Source organism: Nocardia caishijiensis NBRC 108228, assembly GCF_001612825.1.
Taxonomy (GTDB): Bacteria; Actinomycetota; Actinomycetes; order Mycobacteriales; family Mycobacteriaceae; genus Nocardia; species Nocardia caishijiensis.
The window spans coordinates 1-17712 of the sequence record NZ_BDBE01000007.1; the positions used below are offsets into that span (position 1 = coordinate 1).

Consider the following 17712-nt stretch of genomic DNA (forward strand, 5'->3'; position numbering starts at 1 on the left):
AACCAACACAGCCCAATACCTCCGTGGTGCACAAAACACCAAGCGCCCCAACCAACCCGACCGCCACCACCACCCCACACCCGACCACCCCGCCCTGCTTACACTGCGCGGCATGCGCCTCGAACCTCCCGAAACCCAGCTCAGCCGACGCGAGCGGTTCGGGATCCGAATCGAGATCGCCGTCGTACTCCTGGTGACGTTCGGCCTCAGCGGGATCAGCGCCGGTCTCTCGCTGCTCGATTCGGCGCTCGCGCCGGGCGGTGTCGGTGGGCGCACGGTCGCGTTGAACGCCTCGCGCTCGAACAACTCGTTCCTCGACCTGCTGTTCCAGTTGGTCGGGGTGACGCGGCTGCTGGCCTGGGCGGCGCTGGGTCTCTATCTGTTGTGGCGCAGCGGGATCGGGCCCCGGCTCGTGGGGTTGGCACGGTTCGGGCGCACCGACGCCGTGGCGGGCGTGGTACTCGCGGCAGTGATCGGGATACCGGGGCTCGGGCTGTATCTGCTCGCGCACGCGCTCGGGGTGAGCGTGACGATCGTGCCGAACTCGATCGACGAGCACTGGTGGCGACTGCCGGTACTGCTCGCGTCGGCGTGTGCGAATTCGGTGGCCGAGGAGGTGATCGTCGTCGCGTACCTCATCACCAGGCTGCGCAAACTCGGCTGGTCGGACAACAAATCGCTGCTCGCCTCGGCGCTACTGCGCGGCAGTTACCACCTGTATCAGGGCCTCGGTGGTGGCCTGGGCAATATCGTGATGGGTCTCATCTTCGGTCGGTACTGGCAGCGAACGAACCGGTTGTGGCCGCTGATCCTGGCCCACGCACTGATCGATGCCGTCGCCTATCTCGGCTACAACGTGCTGCGCGGACGCGTCGGTTGGCTGCCGTGACGGCGTGTCCGCGCGCGGCGCGCTAACGGGTACGGCCGTCGTGGGTATGCAGTAGTGACCGCGCACGCAAACCCGCCCCGCGCACCGCACGATCAGTAGAGTTCGACAGTGATGAACGGCGACAACCCCCGCGATGATCCGCGCAGGCGCCGGGTGCCGCCGCCGACCGGCCGCCCCGGTGGCCCACCTGTGCCACCACCCGGCCAGGGTCGCCGCACCCCGCCGGACGACAGGCCGACGATTCGTCGCCCCGACCAGCGCCCGGATGCCGGACGCGGCCGCGCACCCCACGCGAACCCGGCGCCAGGCGCCGGACGTCCGCCCCACGCGAACCCCCGGCCACCGCACGCGAATCCGGCCGCAGGTCGACCGGCAGACCCGAGCCAGGATACGAGGCGCCTCGGCTCGCCCGCCGACGCCCGCCGAGCTCCGTCCCCCGGACCGGCACCCGACGCCCGGCGACCGGTCCCACCGCCCGACGCGGGCCGCACCGCGCAGGCCGACGGCCCGACCGTCCGCCACACCCCACACGAACGTCGCCCCGCCTCGCACATCGAACCCACCCAGGTCATGCACCGCGACGGCCGCGACAACCAACCCCTCGCGTACTCGCAGGCGACCCAGGCCCCGGCCGATCAAAAGCCGCGCCGACCGAGGCGCGAACCGATCCAGCACGCGCCGACGCAACGACCGGTCCCCCATCACGACGCGGTGCCGCCGCGCAGACGGACCCCTCCGCCGGTGGACGCGGGCCGCGCACCGCGCCCACCGCGCCCGCGCCGCAGGCGGCACCCGTTCCGCTGGTTCACGGTGCTGGTCGTCGCGCTGATCGCGGGCATGATCGCCGGTGTCGTGTACCTGGACAACTCGCTGACCCGCATCCCCGCCCTCGCCTCCTACAGCGACCGGGTGAGCGACACACCCGGCACGAACTGGCTGCTCGTCGGTTCCGACGGGCGTGGCGACCTGTCCGAGGACCAGGAGGCCGAGCTGGCCACCGGCGGTGACACCGGACCCGAGCGCACCGACACGATCATGCTGGTGCACATCCCGTCGTCGGGCCCGACGACCATGGTGAGCCTGCCGCGCGACTCGTATGTGAGCATCCCCGGCCACGGCAAGGACAAGCTCAACGCCTCGTTCGCGCTCGGTGGCGCACCGCTGCTGGTGCAGACCGTCGAGGTGGCGACCGGGGTGCGCATCGACCATTACGCGCAGATCGGTTTCGGCGGGTTCGCCAGTGTCGTCGACGCGCTCGGCGGCATCGAGATGTGTCTTGACCAGCCGATCGTGGATCCGCTGGCCGGGCTCGACCTGCCCGCGGGTTGTCAGGAACTCAGCGGCCCGCAGGCGCTCGGTTTCGTGCGCACCCGCGCGACCCCGAACGCCGACGTGGACCGGATGAATCATCAGCGCATGTTCATGTCGGCGCTGCTGAAGAAGGCGACGAGCATGGGCACGCTCGCCAACCCGTTCGCGCTGTGGCCGATGGCGACCGGAGTCGCCGGTTCGTTGAAGGTCGACGACGGCGACCACATCTGGAACCTCGGCGCCCTCGGCTGGGCGATGCGCGGCGACACGGTGACGACCAGCGTGCCGATCGGCGGCTTCACCGACACCGACGTGGGCAATGTGTTGCTCTGGGACAAGGCCAAGGCGCCCGGCTTCTTCGACGCGCTCGCCAAGGATCAGCAGATTCCGGAGGATCTGCTCACCCGGTAACGTCGAATCATGGCCGACTTCACCGAACTCCTGCGTGAGCAGATCCGGCACGGACTCACCGCGGCCCAGCAGTACCTGGCCGCGGCCGTCTACTTCGACGCGCAGCGCTTGCCGCAGCTCGCCGACCAGACCTATGCCCATGCCACCCGGCATCGCGGCCACGCGCTGCGCATGGTGCAGTACCTGCTCGACCGCGACGTCGCGGTGCGAGTCGGCGGGCTCGACGAGGTCCGTCCCGATTTCGACGACCCCCGCGAGGCGATCGCCTTCCTGCTCGCGCGCGAGGAGACGATCACCACCCAGATCAGCGCGCTCGCGGCGACCGCTCGCGCGGCCGGTGACTATCTCGGCGAGCAGTTCACGCAGTGGTTCCTGCGGGAACAGGTCGACGAGGTCGCCGCGCTCACCACCTTGCTCGCGGTGCTCGACCGCGACGGCAATTTGTTCGATGTGGAAGAATTCGTTCGGCGCGAACTGCCGGGAACTGCGAAAACGGACGCGGCGGCTCCGAAAATGGCGGGCGAAGGCCGTGCTTAGTTAGGAAATACTTGGTTAGGAAATACTGTCCTCAATAAGGCTGCACTTGGATGACAAGCCTTCTGACCAGCGCTAATGTGGCCGACATGTCGATTCATCCGGAACCCCCCCGCAGCAAATTCCACAGCCTGCTCCAAGATCAGATCCGGCATGAGTTCAACGCCGAACATCAGTACATCGCTATTGCGGTGTGGTTCGACAACAACGACCTGCCGCAGCTGGCCAAGCGCTTCTACGCACAGTCGGTGGAAGAGCGAAATCACGCGATGATGATCGTGCAGTATTTCCTCGACCGCGACATCAGCATCGAAATCGCTGGCATCGATGCGGCGAAGTCGACCTTCGAATCCGCGCGCGAGCCGATCGAGCTGGCGCTGGCCCAGGAGAAGACGGTCACCGACCAGATCGTGCGCCTGGCGAGCACCGCTCGGGAAGAGGGCGATTACCTCGGCGAGCAGTTCATGCAGTGGTTCCTGAAGGAACAGGTCGAAGAGGTCGCGGCCATGACGACGCTGCTCAACATCGCCGAGCGCGCCGGGTCGAACCTGTTCGACCTGGAGGCCTTCATGTGGCGTGAGCTGAGCACTCCGAAGGACGCCTCGGGCGCGCCGTCGGTCGCTGGTGGCAGCGTCTGACCCGCAGCTGGTGAAGGGATCGGCACGGGCGTACCGGGCCGATCCTTTCGTCGTTTCACCAGCCGGAGCCGGAACCGCCCGAGCCGGTGTTGGCGAGGATGGTGCCGATCACCATCTGTGCGAGACCGGCAACAGAGCCGAGAAATTCCATGATGTCCTCCGACTTTCACTGGCGCCGAGCGTCGACGTTGGGGTCAACCTAACCGACCGAACGGTGTGAAAGTGGAATGTTTCATTAATTTCATCCGCACGGAAATGTTCAGCGCAGGGTGACCTGCCGCGAACGCAGACCGTCGCGCGAACGCCGCTCCTCGCTCGTCATCGGGGCGTCCGAGGCCAGCGCCTCGGCCAGGCGCGCGCCGAATTCGCGGGCGGGCGCCTCCCATTCGGTCGGGTGACGCTCCGGATCGAGGTCGAACACCGGGACGAGCACGCCGTGGGTGCGGAAGGAACCGGCGAACCGCGAACCCTCGCCCATGTGCAGGCCACCGCCCGCGTGCACCCGCGCCAGCGCCAGCATCAGGGCGTCCTCGTCTTCCGGACGCACCCAGCGCACGTGCGCCTTCTCGCCCGCGTCGACCCACCACGCCGCGCCGACACCATCGGCACCGAGATCCAGGCGGGCCGAGGGCATGATCGCCTGCTTGGCCTGCTCGATCGTCGCGGCGACCTGCGGGTCGGGGGTGACACCCTCGGGCACCCACCAGTCGAAGTCCTGGTGCACGGTCAGCTCGAGATCGGCACCGGGATCGATGACATCGGCCAGCCGCGGCCCGCCCTCGACGGCCTCCGGGGCCGTGAGCGACTCGCCGGGCTCGGCCGACTGCGTCCACAGGATCGCGGCGGCGATATCGGCCGACGGGTCGGCGCCCCGGAACTGCATCTGCGTGCCGACGAAGCCGACCGGCTCGTCACCGGCGCGCACCAGCGCGGCGACCGCGCCGGGCAGCACCGTCGCCAGGGTGACCTCGCGCTGCGCGGCCACACCGGGCGCGAGCTTCAAGGTCGCGGTCGCCGACGGCACGAACTCCCGCAGCGCCACCAGATCACATTCGGCAGCAAGACCTTCGAACGGTCGCGTCACGACCGCCGATGCCTGCTCCTGCGCCGCACGCCGCTCGGCGAGACGCTGAGCCCGATTACTGTCGGGCTTAGGACTGTTCCGCTTGCTTTTACCCACGGCACGGAGTTTATGGCCGCCGATCACGTCGCGGCCCCGCGCCCCCGTTCTCGGCGCGCCTCCGCCTCTGGACTGACCGGAGGGTGCGACGAAGGAGTGCCCGGAGGGAGGGAAGAGGCGGAGTCAAGCGCCGAGAACCGCGGCCCCGGCCGCCGATATCACAGCGTGGCGAGCAGCGCTTTGGTGCGACCGGGGTGATTGGTCGCCACCCAGCTCACGCCGAGGTCGGCGCACAGCTGCACATCCTCGGGGTCGTCGACGGTCCAGCAGTAGGTGGCCCGGCCCGCCGCGGCCGCCTTGTCGACGAGTTCCGGGTGCTCACGCAGGGTTTTCACCGACGGACCGACCGCCGTCGCGCCGACGGTCGTCGCCGCGCCGCCGCCGAGGAACCGCGAGGACTCACCGAGCAGCACCGTCGGCAGCAGCGGTGCCGCGCGCCGGATACGCCAGACGGCGGTGGCGGCGAACGACATCACGACCGCGCGGGAGTGGTCTGCGGAGGCGGGGGTGGCGATGCCGAACCGTTGCAGTTCGGCGAGCACCTTGTTCTCCACCAGGGCGCCGTAGCGCACGGGGTGTTTGGTCTCGATGAAGAGTTTGGTCGGGCGGCTGCGCCAATCCAGCACCAGGCCGATGAGGTCGCTGAGCGCGAGCACGCCCGCCGGTGCGTCCTCGGTGCCGAAGTTCATGTCGCGCAGTTCGTCCAGGGTCAGCTCGCTGACCAGGCCCGTCGCGTCGGCGGTCCGGTCGACGGTGCGGTCGTGCACGCAGACCAGGTGGCCGTCGCGGGTGAGCCGGACATCGCATTCCACCCCGTCGGCGCCCTCGGTCAGGGCGAGTTCGTAGGCGGCGAGAGTGTGCTCGGGCAGCTCCCCCGACGCACCACGATGCGCGACGACGAACGGCGCGCGATTGCCCTGACTCACTTGGCCACAACCTCCTTGTGCGCATTCTCGCCCGGCTCGGCGGGTTCCGCGCTCTCTGTCTCCTCGCCCGCACCACCCGGTTCCACCGGGGCGATGACCTCGTGCGCCGGGTCGGCGGCGATCAGCAGGCGGTGTGCCGTTCGCGGTGTGCCGCGCAGGTCACGACCCTCGAGCAGCCGAACCGTCCACAGGGTGAGTACCGCGAATCCGGCCGCGCACAGGTCGGTGAAACCGGTGAACGAGACACCGTCGGCCTCGGCTTGCAGGGTCGAGGCATTGCGCCACAGGGTCGCGGCGATGAACAGCACCCCGCTCGCGGCCCAGGCGGCCCACCAGATGCGGACCGCGCGCAGTGCGCGCGGATCGCGGTGCGCACCGGCGAGTTCGGTGAGGAAGACACCCGGCCACACGAGGTTCACACCCGGAATCACACATCCGGCGATCAGCGTCCACGGTCTGCGCGGGTCGCGGCTGCCGTACCCGGCGTAGGCCGTGCGACGCGCCTCGATCAGCCAGGCGACCAGGGACAGGGCAGTCACCAGCGCGAGGATCGGGGCGAGCGTCCCGAACAGCCACACGGTGGCGTCCGAGATCCAGAGCAGCCAGCCCGGGATCAGTCGGGTGCGGTTCCACAGCAGGATGAGGTACCGGCCGTATTCGGCGAGACCGGCGAGCACGAACGCCGCCGTGGTCATGACGAGCAACCGGTCCCGTCGGTCGGCGAGGCCGCGCAGTGGTCGGCGAGCGGGGCGAGGCTCGGCGGGTGGGGCATCGAGCAGACCCCAGCGCGGTACCTCGGTGTAGCGGGGCGTCGGGCCCGGGTCGGCGCGCACCGTGCGGGCGCTGACGCGGCGGTCACGATGATCCGGTCGACGCGCCACCCAGCGGTAGTTGCGTTTCTCCGGCGGCGAATCGACCCTGCCCGGTGACAGCAGCACGCCACGGCAGCGCGGGCACCAGTGCATCGGCGCGCCCTGCACGGCCCACCGCGCGCCACAGCGTGCACATGGTTGCACCACCGAACTCACCCGCGCACCCCGTTCCGGACTAGTAGATCTTGGCTTCGTGGTCGCCGTCGGCGACCACCGGACGGCCGGTCTGCTGCCAGGCGACCATGCCCCCCGCCACATGACACGCCTCGTACCCGATGTGGGTCAGGTATCTGACCACCTCGATGGAGCGTCCGCCCTGCCTGCACACCACGTAGACCTCGGCGTCGATGTCGAGGTCGTCGAGGCGGGCGGGGACGTCGACCATCGGGATGTGGATGGCGCCCGGTGCGTGCCCGAGCTCCCATTCGTCGGGTTCGCGCACGTCGAGCAGCTGGGCACCGGGGACCGGTGCCGCGCGGTCGAACCCGGCGGGCACCTCGCCCACCGGCACCGTGGGGACATCGGAGCTCGTCACGCCTCGATCCTGCCATGTCCGAAGCGGTGCCGGGCGGCGTGTGCGCGGTCTTCGGGCCGATCTCGGTTATCCACAGAATCCACAGCTCGATCCCCAGGTCCCAGCAATCGATCAGCACACAATCGGGCGTGTCGCCCCGCCGAGGCGGGTTACGGCTGGTTGGCGCGGCATGGGAACGACCGATCCGGGACTCCCCTCCTGACATCCCGGAGCGGTCGTTCGCCGCTGACGTCGGGATTTCGCGTCCGCACTGATCCCGACATCTACTTGGACGCACGCCGGACCGTTTCGGTTCCATAAAAACGACATCACTAGTGAAAATCCCATTTCGTGGGATCTGGGCGGCCGGATCGGTAGCCTGAGCGCATGAACCAGAGCAGGGGGCTACTCGACAGTTTCGACCGCAACGGCCTGAATACCGCTTTGTCCGAATCCACCTGTCTCGGCATGGAGGTGGACGCCGACGCGCACAGGCTGCGACTCTCCCTCTCGGTGCTCACCCAGTCCGCCGACGGGGCCGAACCCGGTGAGCGAAAAGTGCTGCTCACCTTCACCGGCGTCACCCGGGTCGCCGCGTCGCTGCGCATACAGCGCTGGGACGACATCGACGCCCGCGTCCTGCCCCTCACCATCGACCAGCTCGACGAGGCCATCGAGAGCTTCGGCGGTGGCGGCCTGCACGGCTGGGAGTTCATCGATGTCGACGACAGCGGCTGGACGCTGTGGAGCGAGCTGCTCAGCTTCGACACGGTGCTCGACCAGCGCATCGCCGCGCATGTCATCGAGTTCTCCCAGGAGGAGGGCATCGACCCGCGCGAACTCGACGTCCGAGTATGGTTCGACAAGATCACAATTACCGACCTCGACGGCCGCGAGATCCCGATGGCCGAGTTCGTCGAGGGCGGTCGCCGCTGGTGGGCCGCCCACGACTCGGGCGACGCCCGCGCAAGCAAGGCAGACGTCGCGCCCCCGCTGTAATCGGCTGGCCCATCAGAAATACAGCCCGCGCGTCGTCGGTTGCACGAATCGGGTGTACGAATGATGGTTGGTGTGCTCGATCGGATGGGCGCACACAGCCCGACACAGGAAAGGGACAACGTGGCCGAGTACACGCTGCCGGATCTGGATTACGACTACAGCGCACTGGAGCCCCACATCTCGGGGCAGATCAACGAGATCCACCACTCCAAGCACCACGCCGCCTACGTCGCGGGCGCGAACACCGCGCTCGAGAAGCTGGAAGCCGCGCGCGAGGCGGGCGATCACAGCGCCATCTTCCTGCACGAGAAGAACCTGGCCTTCCACCTCGGTGGTCACGCCAACCACTCGATCTGGTGGAAGAACCTCTCCCCCAACGGTGGTGACAAGCCGGAAGGCGACCTGGCCGCGGCCATCGACGACCAGTTCGGTTCGTTCGACAAGTTCCGCGCGCAGTTCACCGCGGCCGCCAACGGCCTGCAGGGTTCCGGCTGGGCCGTGCTGGGTTACGACACCCTCGGCCAGAAGCTGCTGACCTTCCAGCTGTACGACCAGCAGGCGAACGTGCCGCTCGGCATCATCCCGCTGCTGCAGGTCGACATGTGGGAGCACGCCTTCTACCTGCAGTACAAGAACGTCAAGGCCGACTACGTGACCGCGTTCTGGAACGTCGTCAACTGGGCCGACGTGCAGGACCGCTTCGCCCGCGCCGTCAACCAGGGCAAGGGCCTCATCTTCTGATCCGCCTCCCCGCGAATTCTGCCGGTCGTGGGTAGCTCACCAGGTCCTTGACCGGGCCTGCGGTCAGGCACGCTCGATTTCTGGGCGTGCCCGACGAGTTACCCATGTTCGGTCGAAATCAGGTGTTGCGTGAAAGACCCCCGGTGTTTGCCGGGGGTCTTTTGCGTGGAATGACCGTTCCTAGCACTCAGTGGTACTTGTGTGCCAATAGGGTTGCGGGCTATTCCTGACTTATCTCGTAAGTCGGGAGGTCGTCATGACTGTGCAGGGGCCGATCGGGTTCACGCCGTTTCAGGCGGATGGTCGTTTGCGGGGATTCGTGGTGTCGGGGCGGTGGCCGGATACCACCAAGGAATGGGCGCAGGTGCTCGTGCTCGCCGTGCGGGTGGCCTCGCTACCGGGACTGTTGGTCACCAGCACGGTGTTCGGGGTACGCGAGGAGCTGCCCGACGATCCCGAACCCGACACCGTCGGCCTCGTCCTCGCCGAGGGCCCGGTGGTCGGCGAGGAGGCGATCGAGCCCGGGCGTTTCGCCGAGCATGTGCCGCCCGCCCTGCTGATGCTGCACCCGCCGTCGCAGACCCGGCCGTCGCTGCCCGAGTGTGTGGGCGCCGCGTCGGGGTGTGTCCTGCTGCCCGGTGTGCCGCATCTCGGTCTGGAGCACCGCGCCGCCTGGGCCGAGGCCGAGCTCGACGGCACCGTCACCTCCCTGGTGAGCCGGGTCGGCATGGATCTGATCAGCGACCCGGATACTGCTGTCCTGGCAATGCTGTTGGCGGCCTGAACCTTTCACCGAACCGGCCGAGCGAACCGCTGGCTACAGGCGCGCCCGATCCGAAAATCAGGCGAACCGAACTATCCGAGCCGCTCACCCAAACTTATTGTGTCCGTTGCCCTTTCAATGACGCGATGTTGGCATCCGGGTAGCAACCGCGCTATGGTGGGTGACAGCGAAGGGGAGTAGCCCGCAATCGCTCAGTCGACATACTGATCGCCGCCGATCCGGCGCGGTCCGGCTGTGCGAACCGGTGACCACCGGTGGGCGAGACCTTCGGCCACGAACCGATCATTCGACCGGTGTGGCTGAAGGCGTACCCGTCTCAGCCGCAGGCCGGAAGTTGTCACCTGGGAGCTGAATTCATTGATCGCCACGATCCTGCTGAGTTTCGGTGTGATCTTCCTCGCCGAGCTGGGCGACAAATCGCAGCTGATGGCGCTGACCTTCGCGCTGCGCTACCGCTGGTGGGTGGTGCTGGCCGGCATCAGTGTCGCCAGCCTCGCGGTGAACCTCATCGCCGCCGGTGTCGGTCATTTCCTCGGCACTGCCTTGCCCGCGGGCGCGATCGCGGTCGTCACCGCGCTCACCCTGCTCGCGGTCGGTGTGTGGACCCTGCGCGACGCGCTCGGCGGAGCCGACGACACCGAGGCCGCCCCGGAACCGCCGAGCACCCGCAACGCCTTCCTGGTGGTGATCTCGGCCTTCATGCTCGCCGAACTCGGCGACCGGACCATGTTCGCCGCTGCCGCGCTGGCCTCGAACAACAGCTGGCTCGCGGTGTGGATCGGCTCGGTGGCCGGCATGGTCGCCGCCGGTGGGCTGGCGATCCTGGTCGGCAAGTTCGCGGGTAAGCATCTGCCCGAGCGTGGGATCGCCATCGCCTCCGGCCTGCTGTTCCTCTTCTTCGCCGGGAAAACCCTGCTCGACGCCTTCGTACCCGGCGTCACCGGCGTGGCGTCGATCGCGCTCGCCCTGCTCGCGCCCGTGCTCACCGGCGCCGGAGTGCTGGCCTGGCGCCGGTCGCGGCGGGAGCGGGTGGATCAGCCCGCGAAGGCGTTGCCGTAGACCGTGCCCGATCGCTGTGCCAACGCGATGAGCTGGTCTTTGAGCTCCCACAGACTGTCGAGCTGACCGCCGGAGATCTTGCCGGTGACCATCGCACCGATCGCCGCGGCCAAGGTGGCGCAGGCGAAGCGTTGCTCGTCGGTTTCGGCGCCGAGCATGGCCGCGACCACCGTGACGAACCGGTGCTGCAGGTCCATCCGCGCCGCGATGGCCGCCGGTCCGGCCGCGTACACCTCGACGAGGAACAGCCGGGCCGCGGCGGGATCGTCGATCAGGTGCTGGAAGTAGGCGGTGAGGATGCGGTCCATCCGGGTCGGTGCGTCGGCGTCGGCGAGTTCGGCGATGGTGGCCTGCAACCGGTCCGAGAGCAGCTGGGAGGCGCGGTCGAACGCGGCCCGGAAGCAGTCCTCCTTGGAACGGAACTGCTCGTAGAACGTCTCCCGGGAGACCCCGGCGCGTTTGAGCACCGCCGCGACCGGCGTGCCGACGTAACCGCTCTCGCACATCGCCTCTCCCATCGCGACGAGGATGCGTTCGCGCTGGGACGCGACCACTTCCTCGCGCGAGAGCCGATGGCGCCCGCGCGGGAGCTGGCGCAGGGTCGATGTCGATTCGTCACTCATTGCCGTTCCATTCTGCGCGGGCGGGCGGGTTGCTCGGTGGTGAACGGTGCGTCCTCGCTGCGGGCGATCTCGACGGCGCGCGCCACCCGGTTTCCGTGTAGCCGTTGCACGACCAGCTGGGCGAAGGGGCGAAGCGGGCGGGCCATCGCCACCCACCACGGCGCGTACACCGTGGCCTTGCGGCGGGCGATGGCCCGTTCCATGGCGTCGACGGCCGGGCCGATCGGCGAGATCCCCGCCAGGCTCGTGCCGCCGAGGATGGTGTGGGCGGCGGCGGTGTCGAAGCCGCGTACGGTCATGTCGGTGTCGATCCCCGCGAAGTAGGTGACGCCCACTCTGGCTCCGGTGGAACACAATTCGAAGCGCAGGGTTTCGGCGAGCGCGGATACCGCGGCCGCCGACGCGCTGTAGGCGCCGCCGAGCGGCAGCTGCACCGCGCTCGAGATGGACGACATCATCAGGACGTACCCATCCGCGTGCGCGATATACGGCCCCGCCGCCTGCACCGCGTAGGCGACCCCGAGCACGTTCACCGCGAGGGTCTCCTCGAGCACCGACGCGTCGCCGCCGACCATCGCCATCTGCTTGGCGATCCCCGCGTTGGCCACCAGCACGTCGAGCCCGCCGAGTTCGGTGACCAGCGCCGGGATCACCCGCCCCACCTGGGCCGGGTCGGCCACGTCGCAGTAGCGCCACGGCACGTCGCCGCACTCGGCGGCCACCTCGGCGAGCAGTTCCGGTTCGATGCCGAGCAGCGCCACGCGCGCGCCCTCGACCGACAACCGACGCGCCAGCGCGGCACCGATCCCACGCGCGGCGCCGGTGATCAGGACCCTGCGCCCGGCCACGCTCGGACCGGCGAACGATCTCATGACGGCACGCTACCACCGGCAAACACCGCTGTTCGCGACGATTTCGGGCTACGGCGAGGTAGGGGTGTGCCACACCACACCGATCCCGGTTAAGGTGCCATTGTTGGCACGCGGCCGATAAGGCCGGAAAGCCGAACATACAGAGAGGATCACTGTGGAGATTTCTGGTTCCGCCGCAATTGTCACCGGAGGTGCGTCCGGTCTCGGTGCCGCCACCGCCAAGCGTCTGGCCGAAGCGGGCGCCACCGTCTTCGGTCTCGACATCCCGCAGTCGATCGAGCGCGCGGGCGACAGCGTGCCCGAGGGTGTCACCCTGATCGCGGCCGACGTCACCAGCAACGACGAGGTCGCCGCCGCCGTCGCCCAGGTGGCCGAGGGCCCGGCGCCGTTGCGCATCGTGGTGAACTGTGCCGGTGTCGGCTGGGCGGGACGCATCCTGTCCAAGAACGGCCCGCACGATCTGGAGCTGTTCCGCACCGTCATCACCGTGAACCTGCTCGGCACCTTCAATGTGATGCGCCTGGCGGCCGACGCCATCGCCAAGACCGAGCCGGTCGACGAGTACGGCCAGCGTGGCGTGGTCGTGAACACCGCGTCGGTGGCGGCGTTCGAGGGCCAGATCGGTCAGATCGCGTACTCGGCGTCCAAGGGTGGCGTGCACGGCATGACCGTGCCCGCCGCGCGCGACCTGGCCCAGTTCGGTATCCGCGTGAACACCATCGCCCCCGGCATCATCGACACCCCGATGCTGGCCGGTGTCACCGAGGAGTACCGCAAGGGCCTCGAGGCAGGCGTCCCGTTCCCGTCGCGCCTCGGCCGCCCGGACGAGTACGCGCAGCTGGTCGAGTACATCGCCCGCCACGACTACCTCAACGGTGAGACCATCCGCATGGACGGTGCCCTGCGCATGGCGCCGCGTTAATCAGCGCGAATGCCGAACGGCGCCTTCCCTTTCGGGGAGGCGCCGTTCGACGTTTCAGAGCGTGCGTTCGAAGGTGATCAGCGCGCGCCCCGGCCCGTTGTAGTCGGGGACCGGGCCCGTCACGGTGAAGCCGAGACTGCGGTGGAAGTCGATCGAGGTGTAGTTCGACGGAGACGTGGTGGCCGACACCAGCTTTCGCCCGTCGGCGCGCACGATCGCGAAGAACTCGTCGTAGAGACCGCGTCCGAGCCCGGATTTGCGGGCATCGGGGCGAACGGCGACGAAGTGGATGTAGGCGGCGTCGGCGTCGGCGGGCGAGCCGAAACCGATGAGGAATCCGGAGATTCCGGCGTCGTCGGCGGCGATCAGGCTGGTGCGATGGAAGTGGTCGAGGAACATGCGCGGCAGGTTGTGTGTCACGGCCCGCCCCCACCAATCATCGACCAGCCCGATCAATTCGTCGTAGTCATCGGGACGTGCCCGCCGAATCTCGTGCCCACCCATCCCTCCATGGTGGACCGAAATCGCTTATTCGGCACGGTGTTCGATCCGGATCACGCGCCGACGGCCGACCGGTCCACCGGTTCGATGGGCAGCCGCAGGGCCGCGGGGGCACCGGCGGGCACAACGGGAGCACGCGGTGGGACCGGCGCGACCCGACGGTACGGCTCCCCCATCGGCGGCCGAGGATCGGCCTCGCCCCGGTTCGGCCACAGCGCCGCCGCGCGTTCGGCCTGCGCGGCGATGGTCAGCGACGGGTTGACGCCCAGGTTCGCCGAGATGGCCGAGCCGTCGACGATGCTCAGTCCCGGGTAGCCGTGCACCCGCTGGTAGGGGTCGATCACGCCGGTGGCCGAGTCCGCGCCGATGGCGCATCCGCCGATGAAGTGCGCCGTCATCGGAACGCCGAAGACATCGGGCCAGGTGGTGCCCGCGGTGGCGCCGAATTTCTCGGCGACCCTTCGGGTGACCTCGTGCCCGGCCGGAATCCAGGACGGATTGGGGTGGCCGTACCCCTGCTTGCTGGTGTAGCGGCGGCCGAACAGCCCACGCTTGGTGTAGGTGGTGATGGAGTTGTCCAGGCTCTGCATCACCAGCAGGATCAGGGTCCGCTCGCTCCAGCGGGTGGTGCGCAGCAGGCGCACGGTCCGGATCGGGTGACGGCCCGCGATGCCGAGCACCCGCAGCCAGCGCGGTGTGCGCTGGTCGCCGTCGACGAGGTAGGTGTTCAGCAGACCCATCGCGTTGGAACCCCGGCCGTAGCGCACCGGTTCCACGTGGGTGTCGGGCGTCGGGTGGAACGAGGAGGTGATCGCCACCCCGGTGGTGACCTCGATGTCGGGATTCACGGTGGTGCGACCCGCGCCGAGGATGGCCTCGGAGTTGGTGCGGGTGAGCACACCCAGGCGCGGCGAGAGCGCGGGCAGGACGGCCCGGTCGCGCATGCGGAACAGCAGTCGCTGGGTGCCCCACGTGCCCGCGGCGAGCACCACCCGGTCGGCGGAGAAGGTGGTGCGCTGCTTGCGGATCCAGCTGCCGGTGCGCTCGGTGTCGACGAGCCAGGTGCCGTCGGTTCGCGGGCGCAGGGCCGTCACGGTGGTCATCGGCAGCACCGTGGCCCCGGCCTGTTCGGCCAGCCCGAGATAGTTCTTGACCAGCGTGTTCTTGGCGCCGTGTCGGCAGCCGGTCATGCATTCGCCGCACTTCACGCACCCGGTGCGGTCGGGGCCGACACCGCCGAAGTACGGGTCGGCGTCGGTGCGGCCCGGTTCGCCGAAGTACACCGCGACGGGAGTCGGCACGAAGGTGTGCCCGACGCCCATCTCCTCGGCCACCGCCTTGATGACGGTGTCGGCCAGGGTGTGCAGCGGATTGCGCACCACCCCAAGCATGCGGGTGGCCTGCTCGTAGTGCGGGGACAGTTCGGCTTCCCAGTCGGTGATGCCCGCCCACTGCTTGTCGCCGAAGAACGCCTTCCCCGGCTTGTACAGCGTGTTGGCGTAGTTGAGCGACCCGCCGCCGACACCGGCTCCGGCCAGGATGAAACAGTCGCGCAGGCGATGGACGCGCTGAATGCCGTAGCAGCCGAGTCGTGGCGCCCACAGATAACGGCGCAGGTCCCAGTTGGTCGCGGCGAAATCGGCGTCGGCGAACCGGCGGCCCGCCTCGAGCACACCGACCCGGTATCCCTTCTCCACCAGCCGCAGCGCCGTGACGCTGCCGCCGAAACCCGATCCGACGATCAACACGTCGTAATGGGTGTTCACGTCCACCATTGTCGCGAGCCTAGGAGCCGAGTCCCACTTCCGAACCGGGCTCGTACGTCGTTGCCACAGGACACAGGACGGCGCCGCCGGGGCTGGTAAACGTCACAACACCGCCGCGCGGCCGACCCCGCGACCTCGACCACAGGACCGCACCCGGCGAGACGCGTTGTGCCGCGGCACAACGGTCCCGCCGAGGCGGCGTCGGGTCACACCGTGCGAGTCAGCCGCTCGGTGAGCAGGTGGGCGAAGCGGGCCGGATCCTTGAGCTCGCCACCTTCGGCGAGAACAGCCGTGCCGTACAACAATTCGGCCGTCTCGGTGAGCTCGGGCACCTTGCCCTCGTCGGCGTCGGACTTGCGTGCGTCGTAGGCATCGCGCAGGCCGGTGACCAGCGGGTGGGTCGGGTTGAGCTCGAGGATGCGCTTGGACTCCGGCAGCGCCTGGCCCGACGCGCGGTACATGCGCTCGAGCATCGGGGTGAAGTCGAAGACGTCGCCGACCAGGCAGGCGGGCGAGGTGGTGAGCCGGTTGGTGAGGCGCACCTCCTTGGCGACCTCGGACAGGGTGGTGCCGAGCCAGGTGAGCAGTTCGGCGTAGTCCTTGTCCTGCTGCTCGCGCAGGGCCTCGGTCTCCTTCTTCTCCTCCTCGGTCTCCAGGTCGACCTCGCCCTTGGCGATGGACTGGAACTTCTTGCCGTCGAACTCCGGCACCGAGCCGACCCACATCTCGTCGACCGGGTCGGTGAGCACGAGCACCTCGAGCCCCTTGGCCTTGAAGGCCTCCAGGTGCGGCGAATTCTCCACCTGCGCACGGCTTTCGCCGGTCATGTAGTAGATCGCGTCCTGGCCGTCCTTCATCCGCTCCACGTACTGCTTCAGCGTGGTGAGCTCGGAATCCGAGGCCGTCGAGGCGAAAGACGAGACGGTGAGCAGGGTTTCGCGGTTGTCGGTGTCGGCGAGCAAGCCCTCCTTGAGCACCCGGCCGAACTGGGTCCAGAAGGTCTGGTACCTGGTCTGGTCCTCGGCCGACTGCAGGTCCTTGACCGTCGACAGCACCTTCTTCACCAGGCGCTTGCGGATCATCTGGATCTGGCGGTCCTGCTGCAGGATCTCGCGCGACACGTTGAGCGAGAGGTCCTGCGCGTCGACCACACCCTTGACGAAGCGCAGGTACTCCGGCATCAGCTCTTCGCAGTTGTCCATGATGAACACGCGACGCACGTAGAGCTGCACACCGCGCTTGTGCTCGCGGGTGAACAGGTCGAACGGCGCGGTCGACGGAATGAACAGCAGCGCCTGGTATTCGAAGGTGCCCTCGGCCTTCATCGGGATGATCTCGAGCGGATCGTCCCAGGCGTGGCTGACGTGGTGGTAGAACTCCTTGTACTCCTCGTCGGTGACCTCGCCGCGCGGGCGCGTCCACAGCGCCTTCTGCGAGTTCAGCGTCTGGTCCTCGACGACGGTCTTCTCGACCGTGTCCTCGCCCTCGCCCTCCATCACAGTGCGCTCGACCCGCATGCGGATCGGCCAGGCGATGAAGTCGGAGTACTTGCGGACGATCTCGCGCAGCTTCCATTCCTGCGTGTAATCGAAGAGGTGGTCGTCCTCGTCGGCGGCCTTGAGCGCGAGGGTCACCGAGGTGCCCTGCGGTGCGTCGGCGACCGTGTCGATCTCGTAGGTGGAACTGCCCGCGGCCGCGCTCCAGCGGGTGCCCTCGGACTCGCCCGCCTTGCGGGTGGTGAGGGTGACCTTGTCGGCGACCATGAACGTCGAGTAGAAGCCGATGCCGAACTGGCCGATCAGCTCCTCGGCCGCCGCGTCGGACTTGGCCTCGGTGAGTTTGCGCCGCAGCTCCGCGGTGCCGGACTTGGCGAGGGTGCCGATCAGGTCGATCACCTCGGCACGGGACATGCCGATGCCGTTGTCGCGCACGGTCAGGACGCGCTCGTCGGAGTCGACATCCAGCTCGATGTGCAGATCGGCGGTGTCGGCGACGAGATCCTTGTCCTGGAACGTGGCCAGCTTGAGCTTGTCCAGTGCGTCGGAAGCGTTCGAGATCAGCTCCCGCAGGAACGTGTCTTTGTTGGAGTACACCGAGTGGATCATCAGCTCGAGGAGCTGGTGGGTCTCGGCCTGGAACTCGAGTGTTTCGACTGCTTCTGTCACGCCGA

At 68.4% G+C, this 17712-nt stretch carries 18 protein-coding genes; 9 read left to right on the forward strand and 9 right to left on the reverse strand.

Features of this window, described 5'->3' with window-relative positions:
- Nucleotides 1–112 precede the first annotated feature (112 nt).
- The 4 genes from NC7_RS01680 (at nucleotide 113) to NC7_RS01695 (ending at nucleotide 3783) form a co-directional block, all read left to right on the forward strand.
- The gene (locus NC7_RS01680; protein ID WP_067977991.1) at nucleotides 113–889 is read left to right on the forward strand and encodes a CPBP family intramembrane glutamic endopeptidase; all 777 of its coding nucleotides are present in this window, start codon (nucleotides 113–115) and stop codon (nucleotides 887–889) included.
- A gap of 111 nt (nucleotides 890–1000) precedes the next feature.
- Nucleotides 1001–2611 (forward strand): LCP family protein, encoded by a 1611-nt coding sequence (locus NC7_RS01685; RefSeq protein ID WP_236573179.1) that lies wholly within the window; start codon nucleotides 1001–1003, stop codon nucleotides 2609–2611.
- 9 nt (nucleotides 2612–2620) lie between these two features.
- Nucleotides 2621–3148: a ferritin gene (locus tag NC7_RS01690; protein ID WP_067977941.1), complete on the forward strand. Its 528-nt coding sequence runs from the start codon at nucleotides 2621–2623 to the stop codon at nucleotides 3146–3148.
- A gap of 86 nt (nucleotides 3149–3234) precedes the next feature.
- Nucleotides 3235–3783: a ferritin gene (locus NC7_RS01695; protein ID WP_067977942.1), complete on the forward strand. Its 549-nt coding sequence runs from the start codon at nucleotides 3235–3237 to the stop codon at nucleotides 3781–3783.
- A gap of 259 nt (nucleotides 3784–4042) precedes the next feature.
- Here NC7_RS01695 and NC7_RS01700 read toward each other — a convergent pair whose 3' ends face one another.
- The 4 genes from NC7_RS01700 to NC7_RS01715 all read right to left on the reverse strand — a co-directional run bounded on the left by NC7_RS01700 (nucleotide 4043) and on the right by NC7_RS01715 (nucleotide 7296).
- A complete protein-coding gene (locus tag NC7_RS01700) occupies nucleotides 4043–4963 on the reverse strand; it encodes a DUF5926 family protein (protein WP_067644351.1) in 921 nt (306 codons plus the stop codon).
- Nucleotides 4964–5121: 158 nt separating this feature from the next.
- Nucleotides 5122–5889, reverse strand: a complete 768-nt coding sequence (locus tag NC7_RS01705; protein WP_067495278.1) for a glycerophosphodiester phosphodiesterase — start codon at nucleotides 5887–5889, stop codon at nucleotides 5122–5124.
- Nucleotides 5886–6908 (reverse strand): DUF4328 domain-containing protein, encoded by a 1023-nt coding sequence (locus tag NC7_RS01710; RefSeq protein WP_236573178.1) that lies wholly within the window; start codon nucleotides 6906–6908, stop codon nucleotides 5886–5888. The genes NC7_RS01705 and NC7_RS01710 overlap by 4 nt, the downstream gene beginning before the upstream one ends.
- A gap of 28 nt (nucleotides 6909–6936) precedes the next feature.
- Nucleotides 6937–7296: a rhodanese-like domain-containing protein gene (locus NC7_RS01715; protein ID WP_084457800.1), complete on the reverse strand. Its 360-nt coding sequence runs from the start codon at nucleotides 7294–7296 to the stop codon at nucleotides 6937–6939.
- A gap of 366 nt (nucleotides 7297–7662) precedes the next feature.
- Here NC7_RS01715 and NC7_RS01720 point away from each other — a divergent pair, with 366 nt between their 5' ends.
- The 4 genes from NC7_RS01720 to NC7_RS01735 all read left to right on the forward strand — a co-directional run bounded on the left by NC7_RS01720 (nucleotide 7663) and on the right by NC7_RS01735 (nucleotide 10858).
- Nucleotides 7663–8274, forward strand: coding sequence for a hypothetical protein (locus NC7_RS01720; protein ID WP_067977945.1), 612 nt, complete (start codon nucleotides 7663–7665; stop codon nucleotides 8272–8274).
- A 120-nt stretch (nucleotides 8275–8394) separates the two neighbouring features.
- The gene (locus tag NC7_RS01725; protein ID WP_067977996.1) at nucleotides 8395–9015 is read left to right on the forward strand and encodes a superoxide dismutase; all 621 of its coding nucleotides are present in this window, start codon (nucleotides 8395–8397) and stop codon (nucleotides 9013–9015) included.
- 256 nt (nucleotides 9016–9271) lie between these two features.
- Nucleotides 9272–9799 (forward strand): peptidase, encoded by a 528-nt coding sequence (locus tag NC7_RS01730; protein ID WP_067977947.1) that lies wholly within the window; start codon nucleotides 9272–9274, stop codon nucleotides 9797–9799.
- Nucleotides 9800–10156: 357 nt separating this feature from the next.
- Nucleotides 10157–10858 (forward strand): TMEM165/GDT1 family protein, encoded by a 702-nt coding sequence (locus tag NC7_RS01735; RefSeq protein ID WP_067977948.1) that lies wholly within the window; start codon nucleotides 10157–10159, stop codon nucleotides 10856–10858.
- On the opposite strand, the gene NC7_RS01740 is transcribed toward NC7_RS01735, so the two are convergent.
- The gene (locus NC7_RS01740) at nucleotides 10834–11481 is read right to left on the reverse strand and encodes a TetR/AcrR family transcriptional regulator (protein ID WP_067977950.1); all 648 of its coding nucleotides are present in this window, start codon (nucleotides 11479–11481) and stop codon (nucleotides 10834–10836) included. The genes NC7_RS01735 and NC7_RS01740 overlap by 25 nt on opposite strands.
- Nucleotides 11478–12353, reverse strand: a complete 876-nt coding sequence (locus tag NC7_RS01745) for an SDR family NAD(P)-dependent oxidoreductase (RefSeq protein WP_067977952.1) — start codon at nucleotides 12351–12353, stop codon at nucleotides 11478–11480. Before NC7_RS01745 ends, NC7_RS01740 begins: the two co-directional genes overlap by 4 nt.
- A gap of 154 nt (nucleotides 12354–12507) precedes the next feature.
- Between NC7_RS01745 and NC7_RS01750 the strand changes: the two genes are divergently transcribed.
- Complete coding sequence (locus NC7_RS01750) at nucleotides 12508–13275, forward strand: SDR family NAD(P)-dependent oxidoreductase (protein WP_067977953.1); 768 nt, start codon at nucleotides 12508–12510, stop codon at nucleotides 13273–13275.
- Nucleotides 13276–13329: 54 nt separating this feature from the next.
- On the opposite strand, the gene NC7_RS01755 is transcribed toward NC7_RS01750, so the two are convergent.
- The 3 genes from NC7_RS01755 to htpG all read right to left on the reverse strand — a co-directional run bounded on the left by NC7_RS01755 (nucleotide 13330) and on the right by htpG (nucleotide 17707).
- On the reverse strand, nucleotides 13330–13779 hold the full coding sequence (locus tag NC7_RS01755; protein WP_067977955.1) for a GNAT family N-acetyltransferase: 450 nt from the start codon (nucleotides 13777–13779) through the stop codon (nucleotides 13330–13332).
- Between the two features lie 50 nt (nucleotides 13780–13829).
- Entirely contained in the window at nucleotides 13830–15551 is a 1722-nt protein-coding gene (locus NC7_RS01760; RefSeq protein WP_067977956.1) for an FAD-dependent oxidoreductase, read from the reverse strand.
- A gap of 197 nt (nucleotides 15552–15748) precedes the next feature.
- On the reverse strand, nucleotides 15749–17707 hold the full coding sequence (gene htpG / locus NC7_RS01765) for a molecular chaperone HtpG (RefSeq protein ID WP_067977958.1): 1959 nt from the start codon (nucleotides 17705–17707) through the stop codon (nucleotides 15749–15751).
- Nucleotides 17708–17712 lie beyond the last annotated feature (5 nt).